The following is a 22,492-nucleotide window of genomic DNA, read 5'->3' as shown; positions in this document are numbered from 1 at the left end:
GTTGCAAGGCCTTAAAGTCCAATCTACTTTTGTCTCAGAAACAAACGGAAATATCTCCGAACCTCTAGAAAATTACAGATATGAAAAGCAGATTAGTTTTATTTTTTCTGAGCCTTATCACCCTGAACGGGATGGCTCAATTTCCCGGTGGCGGCTTTGGTGGCGGCCCAAGACAAGACCCTAACAGAGGGCAGGTGAGCGGCAAAGTAATGAACCCTGAAGGTCAGCCAGCTGAGTTTGCCACAGTAATTGTATTAAAATCAGAATTTGATAGTACAGCGAATTCCACAAAAGAAGTGGTAGTGAAAGCACAAACGACCGATATGGATGGTAAGTTCTCTTTTGAAGGCCTGCCAATCATGAGCCCGATTAAATTAAAAATCAGCTCGGTTGGTTTCAAAGAACTTGAAGTACCGGTACAGTTTGACCGACCAGATCCTTCCTTGTTCAGCGGAATGAAACCAGGGCAAGCTCCTGATATGGCTGTGATTCAGAAAATTATGGCCGGCTTTAATAAAGATCTGGGTGAACTGACTTTAGAAACAGATAGCCAGATGCTTGATGGCGTTACGGTAAAGGCTGCTAAGGCTTTAATGGAAATGGACATTGACAAGAAGATTTTCAATGTTGAAAAGAATATCGTGACTGCGGGTGGAACGGCTGTTGATGTGATGAGAAACATTCCTTCGCTTCAGGTTGATATTGATGGAAATGTGAAGTTGAGAAATGCGGCTCCTACGCTATTTATTGATGGCAGACCAACGACCTTGACATTGGAGCAGATCCCGGCCGATGCCATTGAGAAAGTGGAGGTAATTACTAACCCTTCAGCCAAATATGATGCTTCTGGCAGTATGGCGGGTATTCTTAACCTGGTTTTGAAGAAAAACCGTAAAAGCGGATTTAATGGAATGGTAAATATCGGTGCCGATAATTATATGGGTGCCAATACCATGACCAGTCTGAATCTTAGACAAGGTAAGTTCAATGTATCACTGATGGGTATGGGTAATCTGATGAACCGAAATACTACAGGATATAGCCAAAGAACCAGCTCTATCGGAGGTATTGATGCTATGAGTTATCAGGATATCACCAGTGAAACCAAAGGCATGATGGGTTTTGGTCGCCTGGCTATTGATTATGACCTTTCCAGTAAAACTTCTTTTAGTATTGGAGGCGTAATGGGAGGTGGAAACTTCAATCCTTATGAAGATATCATGATTACCAACACGATTAATGGAGTTTCTTCAGTGAGTAATCGTTTATCAGAAAGTTCAAGACAATTCAGACCGAAAGGTTTGCAGCTAGGTTTCAGACAGAACTTTGCCACAGAGGGTGAGCAGCTGACGATGGACTTCAATTACTTTGGTGGTACTAACGGAAACGATGGAATTTACACTACGAACTATCTGACTGATGGAGGTTTAATTACCGGAACTCAGATTCAAAAGCAAATAGGAGAGGGAGCAAACAGATTTATGACCTTCCAGACGGATTATGTGAAGCCATTGAAAAATGACGGTCAGTTTGAAACTGGTATAAGAGCTCAGTTGAATACCTTGAGTAATTTGAATGATAACACTCTTAAGCCGGTAGGTTCAGATGTTTATCAGGATGTTACTTCAGCTTCAATCAATTTTGATAGCGATAACAGCGTTTATGCAGCCTACGTTTCTGTTAGCGGCAAAGTAGGTAATGCCTTCAACTATAAAACAGGTCTTCGTGCAGAAAGCTCTTTCTATACCGGTGAGTTATTGAATACAAATGAGTCGTTCAGCAATAGTTTCCCGATCAGCTTATTCCCGTCAATATTCCTGAGCAAAGATTTGACAGATACGGATCAGTTGCAGATGAGCGTAACCCGTAGAGTAAACAGACCGAACTTCTTCCAGTTGATTCCGTTTGTGGACTATAGCGACAGCTTGAACATCACTCGTGGAAATGCTGATTTGGTTCCTGAATTTACCACTTCTGCCGAGTTGTCTTACAGTAAAACTATTGGTACAGGTACATTCCTTGCATCAGCTTACTTCAAGCATACAAATAACCTGATTACACAGTATTTGGGTCAGGAAGTAAACCCGATAAGTGGCAGACTAGACCTTATCAATACTTTTATCAATGCGAACTCAAGTGATAACTATGGTGTGGAACTAACCTTTACCAATAAAGTGACGAACTGGTGGGATTTTACAGCTAACGCTAACTTCTATAACTCCAGAATTAATACAGAGAATATAGAAAGTAGTATTCAGTCAGAACCACTATTGACAGCCTTCGGTAAGTTGAACAACAACTTTAACCTGAAAAATAGCTGGGTGATTCAATTGTCAGGTGATTATCAAGGTAAGACCAACGTACCGGTTTCTCAGGGTCGTGGATTTGGACCTCCATCATCTGCACAGAGTTCATCTCAGGGATATATTGAGCCTTTCTACGGTGTAGATATCGCAGTTAAGAAGAGCTTCTTCAAAGACAATGCAGGTTCATTAACACTTTCTGCTAACGATATTTTTAGAACGCGTGGAAATACTCAGGTATCATTCGGAGAAGGATTTTCTCAAACTTACTACCGTCTGAATAACCCTCAGATGATCAGATTGAACTTCTCATTGAGATTTGGTCAGATGGATATGAAGATGTTCAGAAGAAACAGCAATCCTGGTGCTATGGAGGGAATGCAAATGCAATAGAGGTTAAATAAGTAATAGCTAGAATCAGAAACGCCTGCCCTGTTTGGGGCGGGTGTTTTTTGTTTTGATGAATTGTAGACTTTACGCCTCAATCAGAAGAAATTGAGACAAGGGCGATGCAGGAACAGAGTTTTTTGAGTCAACCTCAAAAAAACTCAAATTATGATTAAGACAACAGCTATCGCATTACTGGTATTGGGTGTTATCGGTCTCGTTCTAGGTTTACCTGGTGTTTTTGGGACAAACCTGGTTAATATAAGCCCTTGGGCTCTTTCCATAGGAGGTTTAATTTTTTTCTTATCGGGTACTTCCATGTTGAAAACCAGAAGAGATACGGACGAAATTCATTCTTAAATTTTAAATCTTAATTACCATGAAAACGAAATCAATTATAAGTGTTCTTCTAATTCTTGCCGGTTTATTTATTGGAATTGCCGGATACGGCAAACTATCTGACAGTACAGCGAATGTCGAGCTATTCGGGCTGGACATAGATGCTTCAAACAAAGGGGGACAACAGCAAGGTTACATCATGCTAGGTTTCGCAGCGATTGTCTTCGGTGCCGGCGTATTCACGTTGAACAAGAAAGGTAAGCCTTGATTCTTGTTATTGCAGATTGAGGTTTAAACCTTTTAAATTTCGAATTGGCTGAACTCTGCACAGACTTTCAGTAGTCTTCTTACCTTTAATCGGGCCATCGATTATTTTTGAATCGATAGTTTGATTACTATTGTAGTATGCAATTCCGGAATGTTTTAATCCTTCTCCTTATTTCGGCCTTTTTTTCGGCAGGAGCTCAGGATTTGAAAGGCATTCAATCCCGAATTCAAACAATAGATAGTCTTCTGGTTTATAATAAGTTTCTGGAAGCAGAAAAACTATCTGACAGTTTGTTCCTTATTCTTGAAAAAGCTGATAATTTCGAAATATCTCTCAAAGTTCGTTTGCAAAAGGCTATTGCCCTTCAGGGAGGGAATCAGCATCAAAAATCATTATCGATCTTATTAGATGTTTTTTCGCAGTCTGAGAAGAAGAATTTCTTTGCATTGAATTGTGAATCAGCTATTTATATATCGTTAATTCATGAAATTAATACAGACTATGAGCATGCCTATGAATACATTCATTTAGCAGAGCTTCTGTGTAAAAGCCATGAAATTAATGAGCTTTACAGCACCATTTTGGTAAGGATGGCATCTCTTCATCGTATATTAGCCAGAAAGAAAACTCAGGATCAGGAACAAATCAGGAGTCTGGAAAAACTAGGTTTCAAGGCTAGTGAAGACTCAACTTTAAATTTTGCAAAAAGGGCAATTCCTTACGCAATTAAGTACGGGAGATACAAAGATGAAGCAGATTCTTACTTCCTGATAGGCACTATTTTACACCGGCAAAATAAAGATGAGGAAGCCATCGGATATTTCTTAAAACAGATTCCTGTTTATAAGAGAATTCAAGACTATGAAGGGCTCTTTTTTACGTATATTAATGTTTCTGATCAGTCTTATGACCTTAATCAATTAGACATAAGTTTGGCTTACACAGACACCGCTTTAGTCTATTATGATTATGTTACCGCCCCTGAAAAATATTTCATTTATGAAAGCAGGGCGTTCTTATTTAAAGAGCTTAATCAACTTGACTCAGCCTATGCCAATTTGGAGAAAGCTATTAGCGAGTTGGTTCGTTTACAGGATAATGAAAGCAACGCTGAGATTAGAAAACTGGAAGAAGAATTTCAAAATGATAAACACCAGGAAACCATCCGAAATCAACGTCTGCAGTTGATTTTAGTTCTTACACTTTTGGTGGTTATCCTGATAGCAACTATTATTTATATTAGGAAAAACCGGTTGATCAATGGCCAGAATAAGATCATCAGTCGACAACTGAGTGAACTGAAAAAGACGGTGGAGCAAAAGGAAATCTTGCTTTCTGAATTACAGCACCGGGTAAAAAACAACTTGCAATACGTTATTAGTTTGTTGGAAATACAAAAAGAGTCGGTGGGTTACAGTTCCATGGAGGACCTGATCAGAAACAATCAAAATCGGATACACTCTATCGCTTTATTGCATAAAAAGCTCAATGTAGACGAAAGCGTAGACGATGTGGAATTGAAAAGATATGTGACGGAGCTATCAGAGTTGGTTCTGGAGTCTTACCAGCAAACCGACAAGCACATCGACTTATCCATTACTTGTGAAGTGGCTACTCTACCACTGACCAAAGCGATGCCGGTCGGGCTGATTATTGTTGAGCTATTGAGCAACAGTATGAAACATGCTTTCCGAAATAAAAAAGAAGGGAATATTGAAATAACGATTTCCTATGATCATGAAAACGGATTGAATAAATTGCGTTATCAGGATAATGGAAAAGGTTTTGATTTTGAAAATGTAAAGACAAAAGGGCTTGGTGTAGAAATCACTAAAGGACTAATTGACCAGCTTGATGCCGAAATTGAAACTAGCACAACCCATGGCTTTGATCTGACCATCACTTTTAAATAACCACTACATGAACCCCAAAAGCATCTTGATTGTAGAAGATGATTTTCTAAACCGCAGACTGACCAGAAAAACCCTGAATGAAATGGGTTATGAAGTTTTTGAGGCTAAAAATGCTGAAATCGCTATCGATCTGTTAAGGAATAACCCTTTCGATCTGGCTATTTTGGATATTAATCTGGGAGAAAATGAACAAAACGGAATAAGTTTAGGAAAACACATTCAAAGCACATCTCAGGTGCCATTTATTTATCTTACGGCTTATGATAATCCAAAAATTATCGGTGAAGCCATAAGAACGTCTCCTTATTCTTATTTGACTAAACCCTTTAAAAACAGCGATTTGATTGCAGCTGTGGAGATCGCCATGCTTAATGGTTCATTTAAAGAAGAAGAAGTTACTTTACTTGTGAAGGACGGAGATTTTAAGGTAGATCTTGATATCAAAGCCATAAATTACATTGAATCTGAAGGCAATTATCTTTTGGTACATACTAATGAAAAAACCTTTAGGTGCCGCTCTACCATTTCCCGAATTCTTGAAACCTTACCCTCAGATTCCTTTATTCAGGTGCACAGGGCTTTTATTGTAAACAGAACCAAAATAGAGAAGTTTAACAGTCAGAGCGTATTCGTGAACAAACAGGCTTTGCCTCTTTCCAAGAAGTACCAGAACGAACTTTAAACTTAGGCTACTATGGCTTTCCGTTGAGCCAAACACTCTTTTCTATCCCTGAAAAACGGCTTTTATCCCATATTTTTTGGCGTTTTATCCTATTGAAATAGTTTGGTTCTTGAAAATCCTCTATAGAACAAGGATCAATTTCTAATCATATTACGTATATTACTATGGGTAGAGTTAAAGAACTGAAGCAGAATATACATTTAATGAGTGTTAACTCCAGTTTGCTGTATTTAGAAGCTTCAAGCAATTACACCATTATTCATTATAGAAATGGAGAACGCGAAGTCTCATCCTATAATTTACAGGTATTTGAAAAAATGTTAGAGGATTTACCATCCTTTAAAAGGATTCATCGGTCTTATATCGTTAACATGAAACATGTTACCAATGTCAAGTCAGATGAGTCAGCGGTATCACTAATAAATGGTACTAATCTTAGAATTAGCCGACGAAGCAGAGTGCTCCTGAAGTAGACTATTTAATTTCATTATCAAGGGGTCAAGGTTTCAATTTTATGCCTCGGATAAAGAAGATATAAAGACAGGTAGATGAGTGAGAAAACAATATTGTTGGTGGAAGATGACTACCTGAACAGGCGATTGACCCGGAAAGTTTTGGACGAAAACGGCTACCAGGTTGTTGAAGCCAAGAATGCAAAGAACGCTCTTGAAACCCTCGCGAATATTAAAATTGACCTGACTATTCTGGATATTAACCTGGGAGAGAAGGAAATGGATGGTATAGAGCTGAGTCAGGAAATTTACCGTCGTTTTCATATTCCTTTTATTTACCTCTCTGCTTATGAAAATAAGCGTTTTCTGAGTAGGGCTTATGCCGTTTCTCCCACCACCTACCTCACCAAACCTTTCAAAAATAGCGATTTGATAGCCGCCCTTGAGATGGCCCTTCATTGACAGCAGGCATTTCTCATTTTTATTTTCTATCCCAGAAATCAGGCATCTATCCCAGATTTTTGAAGCCATTATCTGATCTTTTTAGGTTCGGTTGTGAATTCAGTTTTTGATGCTTTTCAAATCTGAAATCACGGCCAGGTTATTTGAGTACGCTAAACTAACACCCTTAAAAGTTCGACTATGTCAGCCTCCAGCATTGCTTCAAAGAACGCATTCCGATCATTAATTAGCAAGATCTGTTCTTTGCGATTCACCATTCTTATTCTATCATACTTTTTTTTTACAGCAGGCAGCCTGCAGGCCCAGAATGATCCATTCATTACCCGTTGGGACCTAAGCTTATCAGGAAGCAGTAGCACAGGTCTAAGCTTTGGAGTACAAACTTCGGGATCAGCGAACTATACTTGGCAACAAGTCGGTGGAAGTGGTGCCACAGGCTCAGGTACTTTTAGTGGCACAACATTGTCAATCACAGGATTGCCTGCCAATGGCATTATAGATCTAAGTATTAGCCCAACCAATTTTCAAAGAATCAATATGGGTTTCTCAGGCGATGCAGGACGTCTCACTCAAATAAAGCAATGGGGAGATGTGGTATGGGTTAGTATGGCCGATGCATTTTCGGGATGTTGGAACATGGCACTTACTGCCACCGATGTACCTAATCTCGCTAGTGTGACCAATATGAGTTACATGTTTGCGTACTGTAGTAGTTTTAACCAAGCCTTGCCTGAAGGCTTTAACACATCTACGGTCACCAATATGGAAAGCATGTTTATTGACTGCAATAATTATAACAAAGCCCTTCCAAGCAGTTTTAACACTGCAGCTGTGACCAATATGAACTCCATGTTTTTTAATTGTTGGTCCTTTAACCAAAATTTAGCCAGTTTAACTTTTAATCCTAGTGTGACTTTTGGTCAGTTTATAGACCTAACCGTTTTAAGTGTAGCAAATTATGATGCCTTATTAACAGCCTTCAATTCTCAAAATTTAACCGGCAAATATTTCTCTACTTCCAGTACCAATTATTGCAATGCTGGAGATGTTCGGGCTAACCTAATAAATGTCAAGGGCTGGACTATTGATGATGCTGGGCTTTCTCCTGGTTGCCCAACCTTGCCAAATTTAGTTGTAACAGGAACATTAAATGCCTTTTCAACTTGTACAGGCTCAGCCTCTACTGAGCAAAGTTTCACCATCAGTGGCACCAATCTCTCAGCCAATGTTACAATAACCGCACCCACCGGCTTTGAAATAAGCACCAGCAGCGGTACAGGTTTTGGGACATCAGTAAGCCTAACCCAAAGTGGTGGTAGTGTAAGCAGCACCACGATTTACGTGCGAATGGCAGCAAATGCAACTGGAACACCAAGTGGAAATATAACTTGCAGCACTTCTGGTGCCACTGACCAAACGGTGGCTGTGAGTGGTACCGTTAATGCATTACCAACAGTGACATTCTCTTCTACTTTATCTCAAATAGACATGGACGCCGGGGTACAAACCGGTATTTCAGGTGGTAGCCCAACAGGAGTAATACAAAGTACCACTGATGATATCTTAATTGATAATGTCTCTTTTGCAGATGGTGGAGTAGCCACAGGTCACATAGATTTTGATGTTTTTCAAGGTAACTCATCTACCACCTCATCTGATTTCAGCGTGAGTGTATCTGGTGGAAACACTACAAATTTCCCTTCAATCACCTACGATCAGACAAACGCCACAGCTACTCTTACAGGTGGACCAAACATTATAACGATCATTCATACAGCGACCAACAGAAGATTATATCTACCTGTAACCTTCAATATGATTTCAGGTCAGAGTCTGGGCACAAGACATCTACATCCTACTGCTAAAGAAGACTTTAATGGCACTGCACCTTCAAGAGTGGCAACAGGAAGTTTTACTTTTGGCCAATATTATGCCACCACTGGTGTATATTCTGGTTCTGGACTGACAGACAGAGGTGGATCTTTCTTTTTTGATCCTGCTACTGCTGGTTTGGGCACTCATACTATCACATATACATTCGAAAATGCGAATGGATGCATTAATTCTGCTACAGACGAAATAGAGGTAATACCGTCTTGCGACATCGCCATCACTTCCGCCACACCAACAGCTGAAACCTGCCCGGGAGGCAATGACGGTCAGATAAGCGTTGTAGCAACTTGTACCACTTGCACAAGTATTGAATATTCCACTGATGATTTTGTAACAGCCGCAAATACCACCGGAACATTCACAGGATTGGCTGATGGTACATATACCGTAAAAGTGAGAGACAGCGGAGATGCTGGATGTAATGCTACGGCAAGTAATGTGATAGTTGTAGCTGGGGTAGATAACACACCGCCCACCATCAGTTGCCAGCCATTTACTTTGGTATTGGATGTTGGAGGTAATGGAACTTTGACCGTTAATGATGTTTTGGCTTCTTCTTCAGATGCCTGTGGCATTGCCACCAGTACGCTCAGCAAAACAGCTTTCACTTCTGCAGATATTGGTACCAATAATGTTACCGTAACCGTTACAGACGTCAATGGAAACCCTTCAAATTGTGTGGCTGTTGTTACAGTTACGGCCGCTGCTCCTTCTTTAAGTTCTACGGGCAGTCCGTTTACCTTTTCGGTGGGAACACCGATTACACCGATTACAATTTCTAATACCGGAGGTATTGTGCCAGGAGTATTGGCCTCTTCTGAAGCTACAGTAAGTACTTTCAGATCAGCCGCCGACCCGTTTGCAGTGGCCGCTGATAGCGACAATAATGTTTATTATACCTACAAGGCGAATGGAGTAAGCATCATTTATAAAATAGATCCGAATGGTATACGAACCACTTTTGCAGGTGGTTCAGCAGGTTACGCTGATGGAACCGGTTCATCAGCTCGATTCTATAATCCAAATGGTATAGGTACCGATGCAATCGGAAATGTATATGTAGCTGATGCTTCAAATCATAAAATCAGAAAAATTACACCTTTTGGTGTCGTGACAACATTGGCTGGAAGCACGCAGGGATTTGCAGATGGAGTAGGAAATGCGGCACAGTTTTCAGGTCCTCAAGATGTTGCTGCAGATAATATGGGTAATGTTTATGTAATAGATAATGGCAACTATAAAATTAGGAAAATCAGCCCATCTGGTGAAGTAAGTACACTTGTCGGAAGTATTCAAGGACATGCAGATGGGGTTGGTTCGGCTGCAAAGTTTAGTGATATGCGAGGATTGACAATTGATGCCTCTGGCAACCTTTATGTAGCGGAGTTTGGTACTAGCAGAATTCGAAAAATTTCACCAGCAGGTTCCGTAAGTACCATAGCTGGAAGTTCATATGGTTATGCAGACGGTATCGGTACTTCTGCAAAGTTTAACGTTCCGACTGGTCTTGAAGTGGATGGCTCTGGAAATATTTATGTGGTCGATGTAAATAACAGTAAAATTCGAAAAATCACTCCTTCAGGTGTGGTTACTACTATTGCAGGAAGCACAAGTGGGTATTCTGAAGGTCCCGGTTCAACAGCTCAATTCAATTCTCCTTGGGATCTTGCAATCGATAGTGATCAGAACATTTATGTGAGTGATCGCTTAAATCATAAAATCAGAAAAATAGAACCTGCTGACCCCAATGGCTTTGCTCTTTCAATTTCATTACCGTCCGGACTAACATTTGAACCTTCCACTGCAACTATTAGCGGAACTCCAACTACTCCTTCAGTTGCGGCTGACTACACCGTCACAGGTACCAATAGCGGAGGTTCAAGTTCAGTTATACTAAATATGACCGTGGTAGGTATCCCTGAAATCAATGTAAAAGGAAACGGGCAGGATATTGCCGAAGGCGATACTACTCCTGATGTAAATGATGACACCGATTTCGGCGATCAGGATATAGCCTCCGGCTCGGTGGTAAAAACTTTTACCATTGAAAATAATGGGTCGGCTGATTTGGCACTTTCGGGTAATCCTATCGTTGCTCTCTCAGGGTCCGGAGCCTTTACAGTTTCGACTCAACCAAGTAGCACCAGCATTTCGCCAGCTGGAAATTTAACTTTCCAAATCACCTTTGACCCAAGCACCGCAGGTATAGCTAATGCTACTGTGAGCATTGCCAATGACGATGCAGATGAAAATCCATATACCTTTGATATTACGGGTAATGGTATAATTGTTTGTGACATAGCCATCACCTCCGCCACGCCAACAGCAGAAACTTGCCCCGGAGCAAATGATGGAACGATAACCGTAGTGGCTACCTGTACCACCTGTACTAGTATCGAGTATTCAATTGATGACTTTGCTACAGCAGCCAATACATCTGGAACATTCACAGGTTTAGCTGATGGAACGTACACAGTAAAAGTAAGAGACAGCGGTGATGCCAACTGCAATGACACGCAAAGCAATGTGGTAGTGGCTGCAGGAGTTGACAACACAGCACCTGTTGCCGTTTGTCCAGCTGTTCAAGATACCTTATATCTGGATGCTGTAGGAACAGCAACATTGGCCGCAAATAGCCTGGGTGATGGTAGCAGTACAGATAATTGTGGAACTGTTACCGAGACAAACCCATTGGTTAGCTTCACTTGTGCAAATCTTGGTGCCAATACCTTAGTCCTTACGGCCGATGACGGCAATGGCAATACGGATGCAGTGAACTGTACGGTTATTGTGTTGGATACGATTTCACCTGTGATTACTTGTCCCGTGGATATTACAGTAGAGTCAGGTACATCTCTAGGCATTAATGCAATTGCAAATTATCCTTTGGCCAACGATTTAATTGACCAGACTGGCAATAATTCTCCAGTAACTCTAACCAGCTATTCCGGCAGCACTATTTCCATTCCAAGTGGAGGCCAATTATGCCTCAATGGTGAGGTATATGAAGAAATGAGTGCTCAGGTTCCTGGTATTGATTTTAATAATGTCGCTGTCAAGGTTGATTTTAATGCATCACAATTTGCACCTTCTTTCAGGAATAGTGGAGCAGTGCTCACTTTTGGGCAATCATACAGATGGTTGGGAATTCATATTCGTAAAGCAGATGGCCGTATCGGAATATTGTACAACAATAATAATGTTTTGTATTCAAATGTAGATTTGAATCTAAATCAATGGTACACTGCCGAGTTAAGCTATACTAACGGAGTTGCCGAATTGAAATTGGATGGAGTATTGATTCAAACAGAGAACCTACCTGCCTTAGTAAATGGAAATAATAAAAATATCTTTTCAGGAGATGCAGGTGGAGGAAGGTTTATTGGGTGTTTAAGAAATGTTATTGTTGGCTCCATTGGTGCTCCAGTTCCTGTATGTGAAGCCAAAGTAGAACTTCCTGACCCTACGGTAACAGACAATTGCCTTTCAACCGTGACCACTACGAATGATGCCCCTGCTTCATTCCCGTTAGGTTCTACAACAGTTACCTGGACTTCAACAGATGCATCTGGAAATACAGCCAATTGTACCCAAGTGGTGACTGTAATATACCCGGAAATCAACGTTCAGGGAAATTCCACAGATATAGTTAATGGAGATATAACACCGAACACCACAGATGCTACGGACTTTGGTAATACAGATACAGCAACGCCTGTAGAAATGACATACACCATTCAGAACCTGGGAACAGATACTCTTGAATTATCCCAAAATAATCAGGTGACTATTAGCGGTGATAGTGAGTTTACGATACTTACCCAGCCATCTTCATCCGCGATACTAAGTGGTGGCTCTGACCTGACCTTTGTAGTAAAATACACGCCAACCACGGCTGGTAATCACTCGGCTATCGTAAGTATTTCTAACAACGATTGTGATGAAACGACCTACACTTTTACGGTATCAGGCTCCGCTGTTTTGGCCTGTGACATCACCATTACCTCGGCAACTCCAACCGACGAAACCTGTCCCGGAGCAAATGACGGTGAAATAAACGTAGTGGCAACCTGTAACACTTGCACAAGCATTGAATATTCCATCGATGATTTCGCCACTACAGCAAATACCACAGGCTCATTCACGGGCCTGTCAGATGGCATCTATACTTTAAAGGTGCGGGACAGCGGAGATGCGGGCTGTATTGCTACCCAAAGCAACGTAACTGTAGCTGCCGGTGTTGACAATATTCCTCCGATACTCGTCGGTTGCCCGGCCACTGCCTCTTTCACATTAGACCTCTGTAATGAAATAACCATCAATGCAGATAGCCTTGGAATTACGGCCACAGACAATTGTGGCACACCAACCATTACTTTAAGTCAATATTCTTTCAGCTCAGCAGGCTCTTATGATGTAACTGTGACTGCAACTGACGGAGCTTCTTTGACAAGTACCTGTTTGGTTAGTGTAACCATCGAAGAAAACCCAAATTTCTTCACCATTTCATTGACAGATGACAATATCAATGCCTGTGTAGATGGAAGCTTTACCTTCACAGCAGCATCGCTTTTGGCCAATGACAATACCTCAAACAGTTCAACACTGGAAGTTCAGGAAGTGACATTGACAAACCCGGCCGATGGTACTTTAACAAACGATGGAAACGGCAACTTCACCTTCACTCCTGCCAATGGGGTAATAGGGAATGTGGCTTTGACTTATCTGGCAAAGGTGGCTGGTGAAGATTTATATTTTGAGCCCAACGGGCATTATTATGAATTTATTGCTGCAGATGGAATTAGTTGGACAGACGCTAAAGCTGCTGCTGAGGCAAGAACACTTTTTGGTCAAACGGGTTATCTGGCAACAATTACTTCAGCCGAAGAAAATGGTTTTGTCTATAGTAAACTACAAGGTGAAGGGTGGCTTGGAGGTCAGGAAATAGGTGGTGTAAACTCAGGAGATTGGAGATGGGTAACAGGTCCGGAAGCGTTGGAAGACAATGGCAACGGTCTCAAATTTTGGGATGGAAACGTCGGTGGGGTGGCTATTCCAGGAGTTTATCAAAACTGGATAAGTGGGGAGCCAAACAATTGGAATAACAATGAGAGCTACCTGCACATGCGTACCAGTGGGCAATGGAATGACTTTCCGCTGCTAAGCTATACAAACCAGGCTGACAGAATTAATGGCTATGTGGTAGAATATGGCGGCATAGCTTGTACACCAAACTTCACTGCCATAGCCAATATCACCATCAATGTACAGATGAAGCCGTCAATTGCAGATATTACAACTCAGGTCAATACCTGTCCTTCAAATGTTTTTGATCTGGGTAATTTGAGCATTACGGATGACAACAGTGTACCGGAAACCATAACTACATTCCACGGCCAAAAGCCCACAAGTGCCACAGACCTTACAAATCAGCTGGCTTCGTTAGTGATTACCAGTGACCAAAAAGTGTATGTCATGGTGGCCAATGCCACCACCGCCTGTTATGATGTGGACAGCTTCATGGTTGACATTACGCTCTGTGTACCGGAAATGGATGTATTCGGCAACACAGTTGAAATTATCAATGGAGATAATACGCCAGACGCTGCGGATGACACCGATTTCGGTTCTCATGATGTAAGTGCCGCCAATGTGGTAAAAACATTTACCATTGAAAACAACGGAACAGCAGATTTGGCCTTATCAGGCAATCCTATTGTTACCTTGTCGGGGTCTTCAGATTTTTCAGTTTCTGCTCAGCCAGCGGCTGCCAGTATTTCACCTGCGGGAAGTCTGACTTTTGAAATCACCTTTAATCCGACATCGGCAGGAACAGCAACGGCAACTGTAAGTATCGCCAATGATGATGCTGAAGAAAATCCCTATACGTTTGATATCTCAGGTACAGTGACCTGTGACCTGGCTGTTACTTCAGCAACGCCCACCGATGTGAACTGCCCCGGAGCAGATGACGGTACCATTACGGTTTTGGCGACCTGTACCACCTGCACAAGTATTGAATACTCTATTGATGACTTTGCGACAAGCAATACTACAGGAGTTTTCAGTGATTTACCTGATGGTACCTATACAATCAAAGTGAGAGACAGCGGCGATGCCGGATGTACTTCCAGCCAAACAGACGTGATAGTGGCCCCAGGAATAGACCATGTCGCTCCTGTTTTGAGTTGCCCGGCTACCAAGGAAATTGCTCTTAATTTCTGTGGTGAAACGGTATTGACCACGGAAATGCTGGATGTGACAGCTACAGATAACTGTATAGCCAATCCAATTTTCAGTCTAAGTCAAACCATTTTTAGTGGAGTGGGTACAAGTACGGTAACAGTTTATGCAACAGACGGTACCAACCAAAGCAGCTGCGATGTTGAGGTAAGTTTCATTGAGCAGACGGTCTCCTTGACAAACAACGGCCCGGTATGTGAAGGCGATTCCATCACGTTTACGGCTACGCCAATGGGTAGCAATCTGGGTTACGCATTTTTCAAACAGCAAAAAGGGGGTAGTAGTCCGACAACCATTAATTCTGTCTCATTCTATAATTCTTCCAATACATACAAAACAGCGGATATCGCGGATAGTGAAATATGGCTGGTTTTAGTCACTGATGGCAGTGGATGTACAGTTTATGACACAAATTTAGTACGGGTTAATCCGCTTCCTACGGTTTCGCTTACACTTAACCCTACTCAGTTTTCATTGTACGATGGTATTCAAACTGGTCTTAGCGGCGGTAGTCCGGCAGCGGGCGGGGCTACATTAGACAATATTAACATCAATAACGTCACCCTAGCCGGAGGAGGTACTGCTACTGGATATGTAAGATTCAATTCCTTTGTAAGCGGGCAGACTTCGCCCGATTTTAGTGTGAGTGTTTCTGGCGGAAATACCACTGATTTCCCACCGTTGACTTATAATCAGGCAAATTCGACTGCAACGATCAGCGGCGGACCGAATATAATTTCTATTGTAAGCACGACTTCCAACAGAAGGCTCTACATTCAGTTCTCTCAGAATATTCAACCGGGAGTTACTGTAACAAGAAATCTTCAGGGAAATAGCAAAGAAGATCATAACGGAGCATTACCATCAAGAGCGGCATCAGGAAGTGTTTCGACTGCCCCATATACGCAAAACAATGGTATTTACTCTGGTGCAGGAGTAACAGACCAGGGCGGAACCTTTGATTTTGACCCATCTGTGGCTGGTGAAGGAGTGCATGTAATTAGCTACACTTACACGAATGCCAGCGGTTGTGAAGCAACTGCCACGACAAACCTGGAAGTTATTATTCCTCCTTGTGGTGTTGATATTGATATAGCAACTCCGACCGCTGAAAGTTGTACCGGTGAAAATGACGGTAGTATCACGGTAACTGCCTCATGTAGCCCCTGTTCAGGTGGAACGTCAGACATCCGTTACTCACTTGACAGCCTTGATTTCAGTAATACCACGGCCGTTTTTGCCAATCTGCCCCCAGGCACATATTCCGTTTATGTTCGCGATGTCAATTATGTACAGTGTACTTCGTCATTGAAAAACATAGTGGTAGAAGCGGCTAATGACGTGACTGCCCCTGTACTTGACTGTCCGGTGTCCACTGAAGTAGAATTGGATATCTGTGACAATGTCGTTTTGACTGCTGAACTTTTGAACGTAACGGCTACAGACAATTGCGTTGCAAATCCAGTCTTAAGCTTGAGTCAAAACAATTTCAATGGCACAGGAACTTATAACATTGACGTGTTTGCAACAGATGGCGTAAATCAAAGTCAGTGTACTGTGGAGGTAACTTTGGTGACCAATGAGGCTAAATTGTTCCTTCAGGCCTTTGACAATCCGCTAGGTACCTATCCGTTCAATACTTCCGTAGTAATTTCTTCCGCCGAGTTACTGGCCAATGACATTTTAATCAATGGCATAAACATGCAAATCACAGGTATGGTAGTGGATAATCCCTCTCATGGAACCATTGTCAATAACAATAACGGTACCTATACTTTTACGCCAAACAGTACCTACAGCGGGCCGGTTTCATTGACTTACGCTGTCTCATCCGATGCTTGTACACCGGCTATTTCAGCGACTGCTTTAGCAACCTTTGACATCTTGCCTGCACCGAGCAATGTGGAAATTCTGGATGGCATTGATAATAACGGCAACGGAATTATTGATGAAGGACTTGACTGTGATCCTACCCTGGTAGCCCACTGGACCTTTGAGCCGGGAAATGAACTGACAGATTTAACGGGTAACTTCCCTGATCTGACTCTTAACGGAGCTACGGTTTCAAATGGCAAGTTGGATGTCGGGATTCAACAATATGCAACCACGTCAAATTTTGCCGGACCAAGTCTGATCAATAAAACCTTGGTGGCATGGGTTTCTCTTGATCAGCTCAATAATAGCAGCATCGGAGGTTCGGCCCTAACCATCGATAAAGTGAATGTTGACCGGTTTGATGGCATTGGCTTTAGTGAGGGTGGATTAAACAAATGGCAGTTGGCCAGTAATTATTATAAAAGAACGCAAAGCCTGACACCTGGGTTTTCAGAAACGACTCCAAATCAGATGGTTCGAATCGTAATCACTTATCAGGCGGGTATCACTAATCAGGCTTTTGTACGAATGTACCGTGATAATGTGCTTATCGGTGAATATATCAAAGGCACAATGGAGACTTTTGACACAGGTGCCAATACCGAGATATTCTTCGGGTTGCGTCATCAATTCCCAGGTGGCAGACTTCCGGGTAAACCATGGCTTGATGCCAAAATAGAGGAAGCTCGTATCTATGATGGATGTATGACTTTTGCTGAGATTCAGACGCTATCTCCGGTGATAAGTGGTGCTAATCTTACCGTCACCCCATCAGATACTTTGGTTTGTCCTGGCGAGTCGGTAACGCTTACGGTGAGTGGTTGTACTACAGGTACGGCTACCTGGAGTTATAGCAGTACCAGCAATACAGGAACTTCAATAACGGTGGTACCTTCAGTAACCACAACCTATCAGGTCAATTGTAGTAGCGGTGGTTCAGCTCAGAAAACCATTTCGGTGGTTGAGAATACTGTAGCAGTGGCAAATAATATTGACACTGGCACCGAAACCGTGAAGGCTGTTCAAACCATAACCTCTGACAAAAAAGTGGGTAGCACATCTGTAAGTCCAAAACCAAATGTAAACTTTAGGGCAGGTCATTCAATCACGCTTGACCCGGGTTTTGAAACCGTAAGTTCGGTAGTCTTTAAGGCGGAGATAAAGACTTGTACAGAGTAAATCAATATTGAGTTCTTAACCACTATTCACATGAAACTGGGTTAATAAAACCAAAAGGTCTGACCATCTCGGTCAGACCTATTTTAATACACAAAATAATTTCATTAATCTCTTGGTGGAAAAAGTCCGGCAACACAAATAATAAAGTTTATACCCAAATAAGGATTTCTACTGTTCAAAGCAATGCCATCTTTGGGAGCAGAAAGAATTATCGGGCTAATGACATCGTCAAATTCGGCTTTGACTTTGGTTTTAAAATCTGCACCTGAAGGATTGCCCGCTGTACACTCCTCAAAGGCTTCAAAAAAGAGCTCGAAATTAGTCACATTAGGGTCAAACAGACCTATGCTAGTAGCGAACTCATGAGAAGAATTATTGGCCAACAGAGCATCAAACGGTCCGGCACCTAGACCTTCAATATTCACGACGGCACCCGAGGTACTCTGCCCTGGCACATACCGCAGATAATAAGTACGCTCTTCAGAGCTTTCGCTTTCATTGGTTAATTTAAGACGAAATAATTGACTGCCACCAGCTGGAATTCCAGTAATATTGTGGTCATCAGATTTCAGAATTACTTTATCTCGTTTATGGGTATTGATTTCATTCGGGCAGGAGGTAGCTATGGCTATAAGGTCAAATACCGGCGTGCCATATTGGGGGTCTTTCTTCACATCGGCGGTCATATAATCGCCCATATTTTCATCGTCATTGGTGTAACCTGTGGTGGTTTCTGAAGAGGTAGTTCTTACGGTTGAATTACCAGTTTGCTATTTTAAAGAGATAGTTCCTCTTACCAGATTGGAGCGGTCAATTCGAATAAACATATCATTATCAATCCATGCCTCCAGAAACTGTAAGGTATAACCGGAAATCAGGTGTTTGCCATCACCTAATAACAGAAAAGTATAATTAGAAGACGCCTGAAAATGGGTGATATGTTCCGGTGGATTTTCCGTTAAGATTCTGGGGAGGTTCATGGTAAAGATTGCCTTGGTAACAATACGAATCTAGTTAGGTCAGAAATGAAGGAAGAAATTAGACGGGAAAAAAAGTAGACAAATGAAAAAAAGGTCCTGAAGCCTTCTATAGTGCATTTTATAGGCCTTAAATTCAATTATACTATCTACGTTAAAATCCTCAGTTTTTTCAAACAACTGAGTATAGCCGGCGGTGTTTAGCTAAAAGTATGATGCCGTAAATGCGGGCTTTTATTTTTGAATTACGGCAGTAATCAAAAGTGTAACTCTGGTTCATGAACTTGTTTTTTTAAGGCATAGGTGCCAGAAGGTACATACTTTAAAGAATTATGCTTAACGTTACTTACGTATTACCCAATGAGTTCTTTTAAACCACTATATTATGAGGATATTCCATCTATTTCTCTCCTTTTTTCTTGGTGTTTGTGGTGGTCTATTTGGTCAGGAGCCAGACCTAGACAGCCTCCGAAATATCCTGAATTCTGAAAGAATAAATTCCGTAACTTTTCAGGATCATATTGACATTCAGCGTAAGCTGGCCAATTCCGATAAGGAGCTTACTATGGCTTTTGGCGAAGCCCTCTTGGCCCGAAAAGAATTCATGAAAGTAGACAGTATGAAGGCCAAGGCGTATTTTGAACTGGGCTATAACTACCGAAACTGGGGAGACAATGCCAAAACGAAATTTTTCCTTACCGAAAGCCGGGTTCTATATCAAAAACTAAAAGACAAGCCACATCAAACTGACGCCACCAATCTGCTGGCGGTTTACTACGCCAATATCGATGAAGACAGCACCGCTATGCAGCTTTATACTGAGACCATTAGGCTGGCTCAGAGCATTAACGATACACTGAGGTGGATTAGCCCTTACAAAGGGCTCTCGAGCCTATTTGCCAAAATGGGTTTAAATGATAAATGCATTAACTTTTGCAAAGAAGGACTGGCTCTGGCCATAGCTTTTAATCATCCTCGCTCCATAGCTGCACTAAGCAATAATATGGCTATCGGTTATTATCAAAAAAAGGAATTTGACCAATGTATTGTTCTTCTTAAAGATGCTCTAAAAGTGAACCAAAATGAGGGCCTCACAGAAGCCACCATTCGGAATTTGTCGAACATTGGCGATGTGTACAAAGAGATCGGAAAACTAGATTCTTCGTCCTTTTATGTGGAAAAGGCCGTTCAATTATTGCCAAAAATTCAAGTTCCCAGAACAAGCATTTACACACTCATTTCGCTTGCCGACCTCCGCATTCTACAGAAAAAATACACTGAAGCTATCAAGTATGCCGAAGAAGCCATTGACTTAGGTAAAGAGGCTGATCTGGAAGGAATATCGGCGGGTGCATACAAGAATCTTTATGAAGCCCATAAAGCTATCGGCAATGAAAAATTGGCTCTGGAAGCATTTGAAAATTACTGGCGGATTCAGGAAAAATTCCTGGAAACAGAGCGAAATAAAACGATTTCAAGCATTGAGCAGGAGTTTCAAAGCTTCAAGAAGGACACTGAAATTGAAATTTTGAAGAAGGATCAAACCCTATCAAAAACACAGCGAAATTCAGCTATCGGGGCTGCAGTATTACTGGGTTTATTAAGTTTGTTATATTTTAATCGTTTCAGGCTCAAGAAAAAAAGTGAGGCAGAATTACAGGCCAAAAACACCGAAATCGCTAAACAAAGTAAGGTAATTCAGACCTCTCTCACAGAGAAAGAAACCTTGCTTCGCGAAATTCATCATCGGGTCAAAAATAACCTGCAGATTATCTCAAGTCTACTCAACATCCAATCTGACAGTATTGAAGATCCGGGGGTACTAAGTTCTATCAAAGAAGGTCAAAGCCGGGTACAGGCCATGGGCCTGATCCACCAAAATCTTTATCAAAGTGAGCATATCAATCAGGTGGATATTGAAAACTATCTGAAGGAACTGGTAAGCTACCTTTCAAACATGTTTGCCGGGCCACAGCAAGAGATTTCTATTGAGGTGCAGGCCGAAAAGCTACAATTCGACATTGACACAGCTATCCCTTTGGGGTTGATTGTCAATGAGTTGGTTTCTAACGCCTACAAATACGCCTTTAGTGAGAACAAAAAAGGCAACATTGAAATATCTATAAAACCTCTGAATGACACCGATTACGAACTCCATGTGAAAGATAATGGCAGGGGTTTACCCGATGATTTTGAGCCCTCCAAAACCAAGTCACTGGGACTTAAACTGGTCAAAATTTTAAGTAAGCAGCTTCGTGGCAATTTAAGGTCAGTTTCTGATAAAGGAGCCGAGTTTATAGTATCTTTCAAAGATTTAAGGGCTTATCAAAATCAAGGTATATGATTAAAATTCTACTAATAGAAGATGAGGGTATCATAGCTGCAGATATGGAAAATATGCTTGGTAAAATGGGCTATGAAGTGCTGGAAACTGCTATGGATTACGGAGAAGCCCTAATTAGGCTTGCTGATGAAACGCCCGATCTGATCTTGCTGGATGTCAATTTGGGCGGTAAAAAAGATGGCATCGATCTGGCAGAAACTATCAATGAAAAATACCAGATTCCTTTCATTTTCACCACCTCCTACTCGGATGGGCCTACCATAGAAAGGGCAAAAAAGGTAAACCCAACCAACTATCTTGTGAAGCCATTCAAACAGGAACAGCTCTTTACAGCCATTGAGCTGGCCTTATTTAAAATCTCAAAAAAAGTAGCCGAAGAAGAGGATCACAGACCTGAAGAATCAGATAATTTGGTGATTAAAGACGCCTTATTTATCAAAGACAAATACCGCTATACCAAACTGCCCCTGAGCGATATTCTTTGGCTCAAAGCGGAAGGCAATTATGTAGAAATTCACATGGCAGAGCGAAAAGAATTAATCAGAAGTTCATTAGGTCAATTCATCGAAAAAATTAATCGAAAAAATTTCTTCCGTACACATAAATCATATGCTGTAAATCTGGAATATCTCACTCGGGTAGAACCCACAGAAGTTTTTATTCTGGATACGGCAATTCCCATTTCCAAAACCTTTTCAGAAGACCTGATGAAACGGATAGAGGTCCTCTAGTCATCTCCTACAGATCGGATTTTAGCCCAGGTACAGTGGCTTTCAGCCCTTTTTTTTTAGGTCTAATTGGTCTTTGCTTAAGTTCAAATCAATAAGAACTTCAAATGGCCATGAAAACTCCAAAAGTCCTTCAACAAATCGCAGGTATAGCAAAGATTCTCTTCATAGAAGCTGATCAGAATTATTCCGTTTTTCATCTGTCAAACGGAAGAAGGTTAGTATCAGGCTATACTTTAAAATTTCATGTTCAGTACCTTGATGAACAGCAGTTTTTCCGAATGAACCGCTCCCTGCTGGTCAGCTGGGAGTTTGTTTCTGAAGTTAATTTCCTCAAGGACAACGGCATTGCCGTTCTAAAAAACGATCGCCGTATTCGCATCCCCAGAAGGCGTCTGAAGGCATTTCAAAAAGAGTATAACGGGAAAACGAACTAACCAAAAAGTA

At 41.5% G+C, this 22,492-nt stretch carries 13 protein-coding genes; 11 read left to right on the top strand and 2 right to left on the bottom strand.

The genetic code is table 11. The annotated features are described in order from the left end of the window. The first annotated feature begins 80 nt into the window (after positions 1 to 80). From AFM12_RS04250 to AFM12_RS04220, 8 genes are all read left to right on the top strand, one after another. The gene (locus tag AFM12_RS04250; RefSeq protein ID WP_082391189.1) at positions 81 to 2,696 is read left to right on the top strand and encodes a TonB-dependent receptor domain-containing protein; all 2,616 of its coding nucleotides are present in this window, start codon (positions 81 to 83) and stop codon (positions 2,694 to 2,696) included. A 162-nt stretch (positions 2,697 to 2,858) separates the two neighbouring features. After that, positions 2,859 to 3,050: a hypothetical protein gene (locus AFM12_RS04245; RefSeq protein ID WP_055144217.1), complete on the top strand. Its 192-nt coding sequence runs from the start codon at positions 2,859 to 2,861 to the stop codon at positions 3,048 to 3,050. A gap of 19 nt (positions 3,051 to 3,069) precedes the next feature. Further along, positions 3,070 to 3,297, top strand: coding sequence for a hypothetical protein (locus tag AFM12_RS04240; protein ID WP_055144215.1), 228 nt, complete (start codon positions 3,070 to 3,072; stop codon positions 3,295 to 3,297). Between the two features lie 137 nt (positions 3,298 to 3,434). Beyond that, a complete protein-coding gene (locus tag AFM12_RS04235; RefSeq protein ID WP_055144213.1) occupies positions 3,435 to 5,210 on the top strand; it encodes a sensor histidine kinase in 1,776 nt (591 codons plus the stop codon). 7 nt (positions 5,211 to 5,217) lie between these two features. Continuing rightward, positions 5,218 to 5,892, top strand: coding sequence for a LytR/AlgR family response regulator transcription factor (locus AFM12_RS04230; protein ID WP_055144211.1), 675 nt, complete (start codon positions 5,218 to 5,220; stop codon positions 5,890 to 5,892). A gap of 164 nt (positions 5,893 to 6,056) precedes the next feature. After that, entirely contained in the window at positions 6,057 to 6,365 is a 309-nt protein-coding gene (locus tag AFM12_RS20035; protein ID WP_082391188.1) for a LytR/AlgR family response regulator transcription factor, read from the top strand. A 75-nt stretch (positions 6,366 to 6,440) separates the two neighbouring features. After that, positions 6,441 to 6,806 carry a response regulator gene (locus AFM12_RS04225; protein WP_055144209.1) on the top strand — a complete coding sequence of 122 codons (366 nt, stop codon included), beginning with the start codon at positions 6,441 to 6,443 and terminating at the stop codon, positions 6,804 to 6,806. A 180-nt stretch (positions 6,807 to 6,986) separates the two neighbouring features. Next, positions 6,987 to 17,996 (top strand): choice-of-anchor D domain-containing protein, encoded by an 11,010-nt coding sequence (locus AFM12_RS04220; protein WP_055144207.1) that lies wholly within the window; start codon positions 6,987 to 6,989, stop codon positions 17,994 to 17,996. Between the two features lie 104 nt (positions 17,997 to 18,100). Here AFM12_RS04220 and AFM12_RS04215 read toward each other — a convergent pair whose 3' ends face one another. Together AFM12_RS04215 and AFM12_RS04210 are read right to left on the bottom strand one after the other, a co-directional pair. Beyond that, positions 18,101 to 18,694, bottom strand: a complete 594-nt coding sequence (locus tag AFM12_RS04215) for a hypothetical protein (RefSeq protein ID WP_055144206.1) — start codon at positions 18,692 to 18,694, stop codon at positions 18,101 to 18,103. Positions 18,695 to 18,766: 72 nt separating this feature from the next. Continuing rightward, positions 18,767 to 18,976 (bottom strand): LytTR family transcriptional regulator DNA-binding domain-containing protein, encoded by a 210-nt coding sequence (locus AFM12_RS04210; RefSeq protein ID WP_055144204.1) that lies wholly within the window; start codon positions 18,974 to 18,976, stop codon positions 18,767 to 18,769. A gap of 382 nt (positions 18,977 to 19,358) precedes the next feature. On the opposite strand from AFM12_RS04210, the gene AFM12_RS04205 reads away from it, so the two are divergent. From AFM12_RS04205 to AFM12_RS04195, 3 genes are all read left to right on the top strand, one after another. Then, entirely contained in the window at positions 19,359 to 21,317 is a 1,959-nt protein-coding gene (locus AFM12_RS04205) for a tetratricopeptide repeat-containing sensor histidine kinase (RefSeq protein WP_055144202.1), read from the top strand. Beyond that, entirely contained in the window at positions 21,314 to 22,048 is a 735-nt protein-coding gene (locus tag AFM12_RS04200; protein ID WP_055144200.1) for a LytR/AlgR family response regulator transcription factor, read from the top strand. Before AFM12_RS04205 ends, AFM12_RS04200 begins: the two co-directional genes overlap by 4 nt. A gap of 110 nt (positions 22,049 to 22,158) precedes the next feature. Beyond that, positions 22,159 to 22,482: a LytTR family DNA-binding domain-containing protein gene (locus AFM12_RS04195; protein WP_157687286.1), complete on the top strand. Its 324-nt coding sequence runs from the start codon at positions 22,159 to 22,161 to the stop codon at positions 22,480 to 22,482. Positions 22,483 to 22,492: the final 10 nt, after the last annotated feature.

Source organism: Jiulongibacter sediminis, assembly GCF_001306455.1.
GTDB classification, from domain to species: Bacteria; Bacteroidota; Bacteroidia; order Cytophagales; family Spirosomataceae; genus Jiulongibacter; species Jiulongibacter sediminis.
This window is presented reverse-complemented; position numbering and strand designations above follow the sequence as displayed.

What these genes read in the sequence shown, in the direction of transcription:
- AFM12_RS04235 (WP_055144213.1), top strand. Translation starts at nt 3,435, where the DNA reads ATGCAATTCCGGAATGTTTTAATCCTTCTCCTTATTTCGGCCTTTTTT.
- AFM12_RS04245 (WP_055144217.1), top strand. Translation starts at nt 2,859, where the DNA reads ATGATTAAGACAACAGCTATCGCATTACTGGTATTGGGTGTTATCGGT.
- AFM12_RS04215 (WP_055144206.1), bottom strand. Translation starts at nt 18,694, where the DNA reads ATGGGCGATTATATGACCGCCGATGTGAAGAAAGACCCCCAATATGGC.
- AFM12_RS04230 (WP_055144211.1), top strand. Translation starts at nt 5,218, where the DNA reads ATGAACCCCAAAAGCATCTTGATTGTAGAAGATGATTTTCTAAACCGC.
- AFM12_RS20035 (WP_082391188.1), top strand. Translation starts at nt 6,057, where the DNA reads ATGGGTAGAGTTAAAGAACTGAAGCAGAATATACATTTAATGAGTGTT.
- AFM12_RS04205 (WP_055144202.1), top strand. Translation starts at nt 19,359, where the DNA reads ATGAGGATATTCCATCTATTTCTCTCCTTTTTTCTTGGTGTTTGTGGT.
- AFM12_RS04210 (WP_055144204.1), bottom strand. Translation starts at nt 18,976, where the DNA reads ATGAACCTCCCCAGAATCTTAACGGAAAATCCACCGGAACATATCACC.
- AFM12_RS04225 (WP_055144209.1), top strand. Translation starts at nt 6,441, where the DNA reads ATGAGTGAGAAAACAATATTGTTGGTGGAAGATGACTACCTGAACAGG.
- AFM12_RS04240 (WP_055144215.1), top strand. Translation starts at nt 3,070, where the DNA reads ATGAAAACGAAATCAATTATAAGTGTTCTTCTAATTCTTGCCGGTTTA.
- AFM12_RS04200 (WP_055144200.1), top strand. Translation starts at nt 21,314, where the DNA reads ATGATTAAAATTCTACTAATAGAAGATGAGGGTATCATAGCTGCAGAT.
- AFM12_RS04250 (WP_082391189.1), top strand. Translation starts at nt 81, where the DNA reads ATGAAAAGCAGATTAGTTTTATTTTTTCTGAGCCTTATCACCCTGAAC.
- AFM12_RS04220 (WP_055144207.1), top strand. Translation starts at nt 6,987, where the DNA reads ATGTCAGCCTCCAGCATTGCTTCAAAGAACGCATTCCGATCATTAATT.
- AFM12_RS04195 (WP_157687286.1), top strand. Translation starts at nt 22,159, where the DNA reads ATGAAAACTCCAAAAGTCCTTCAACAAATCGCAGGTATAGCAAAGATT.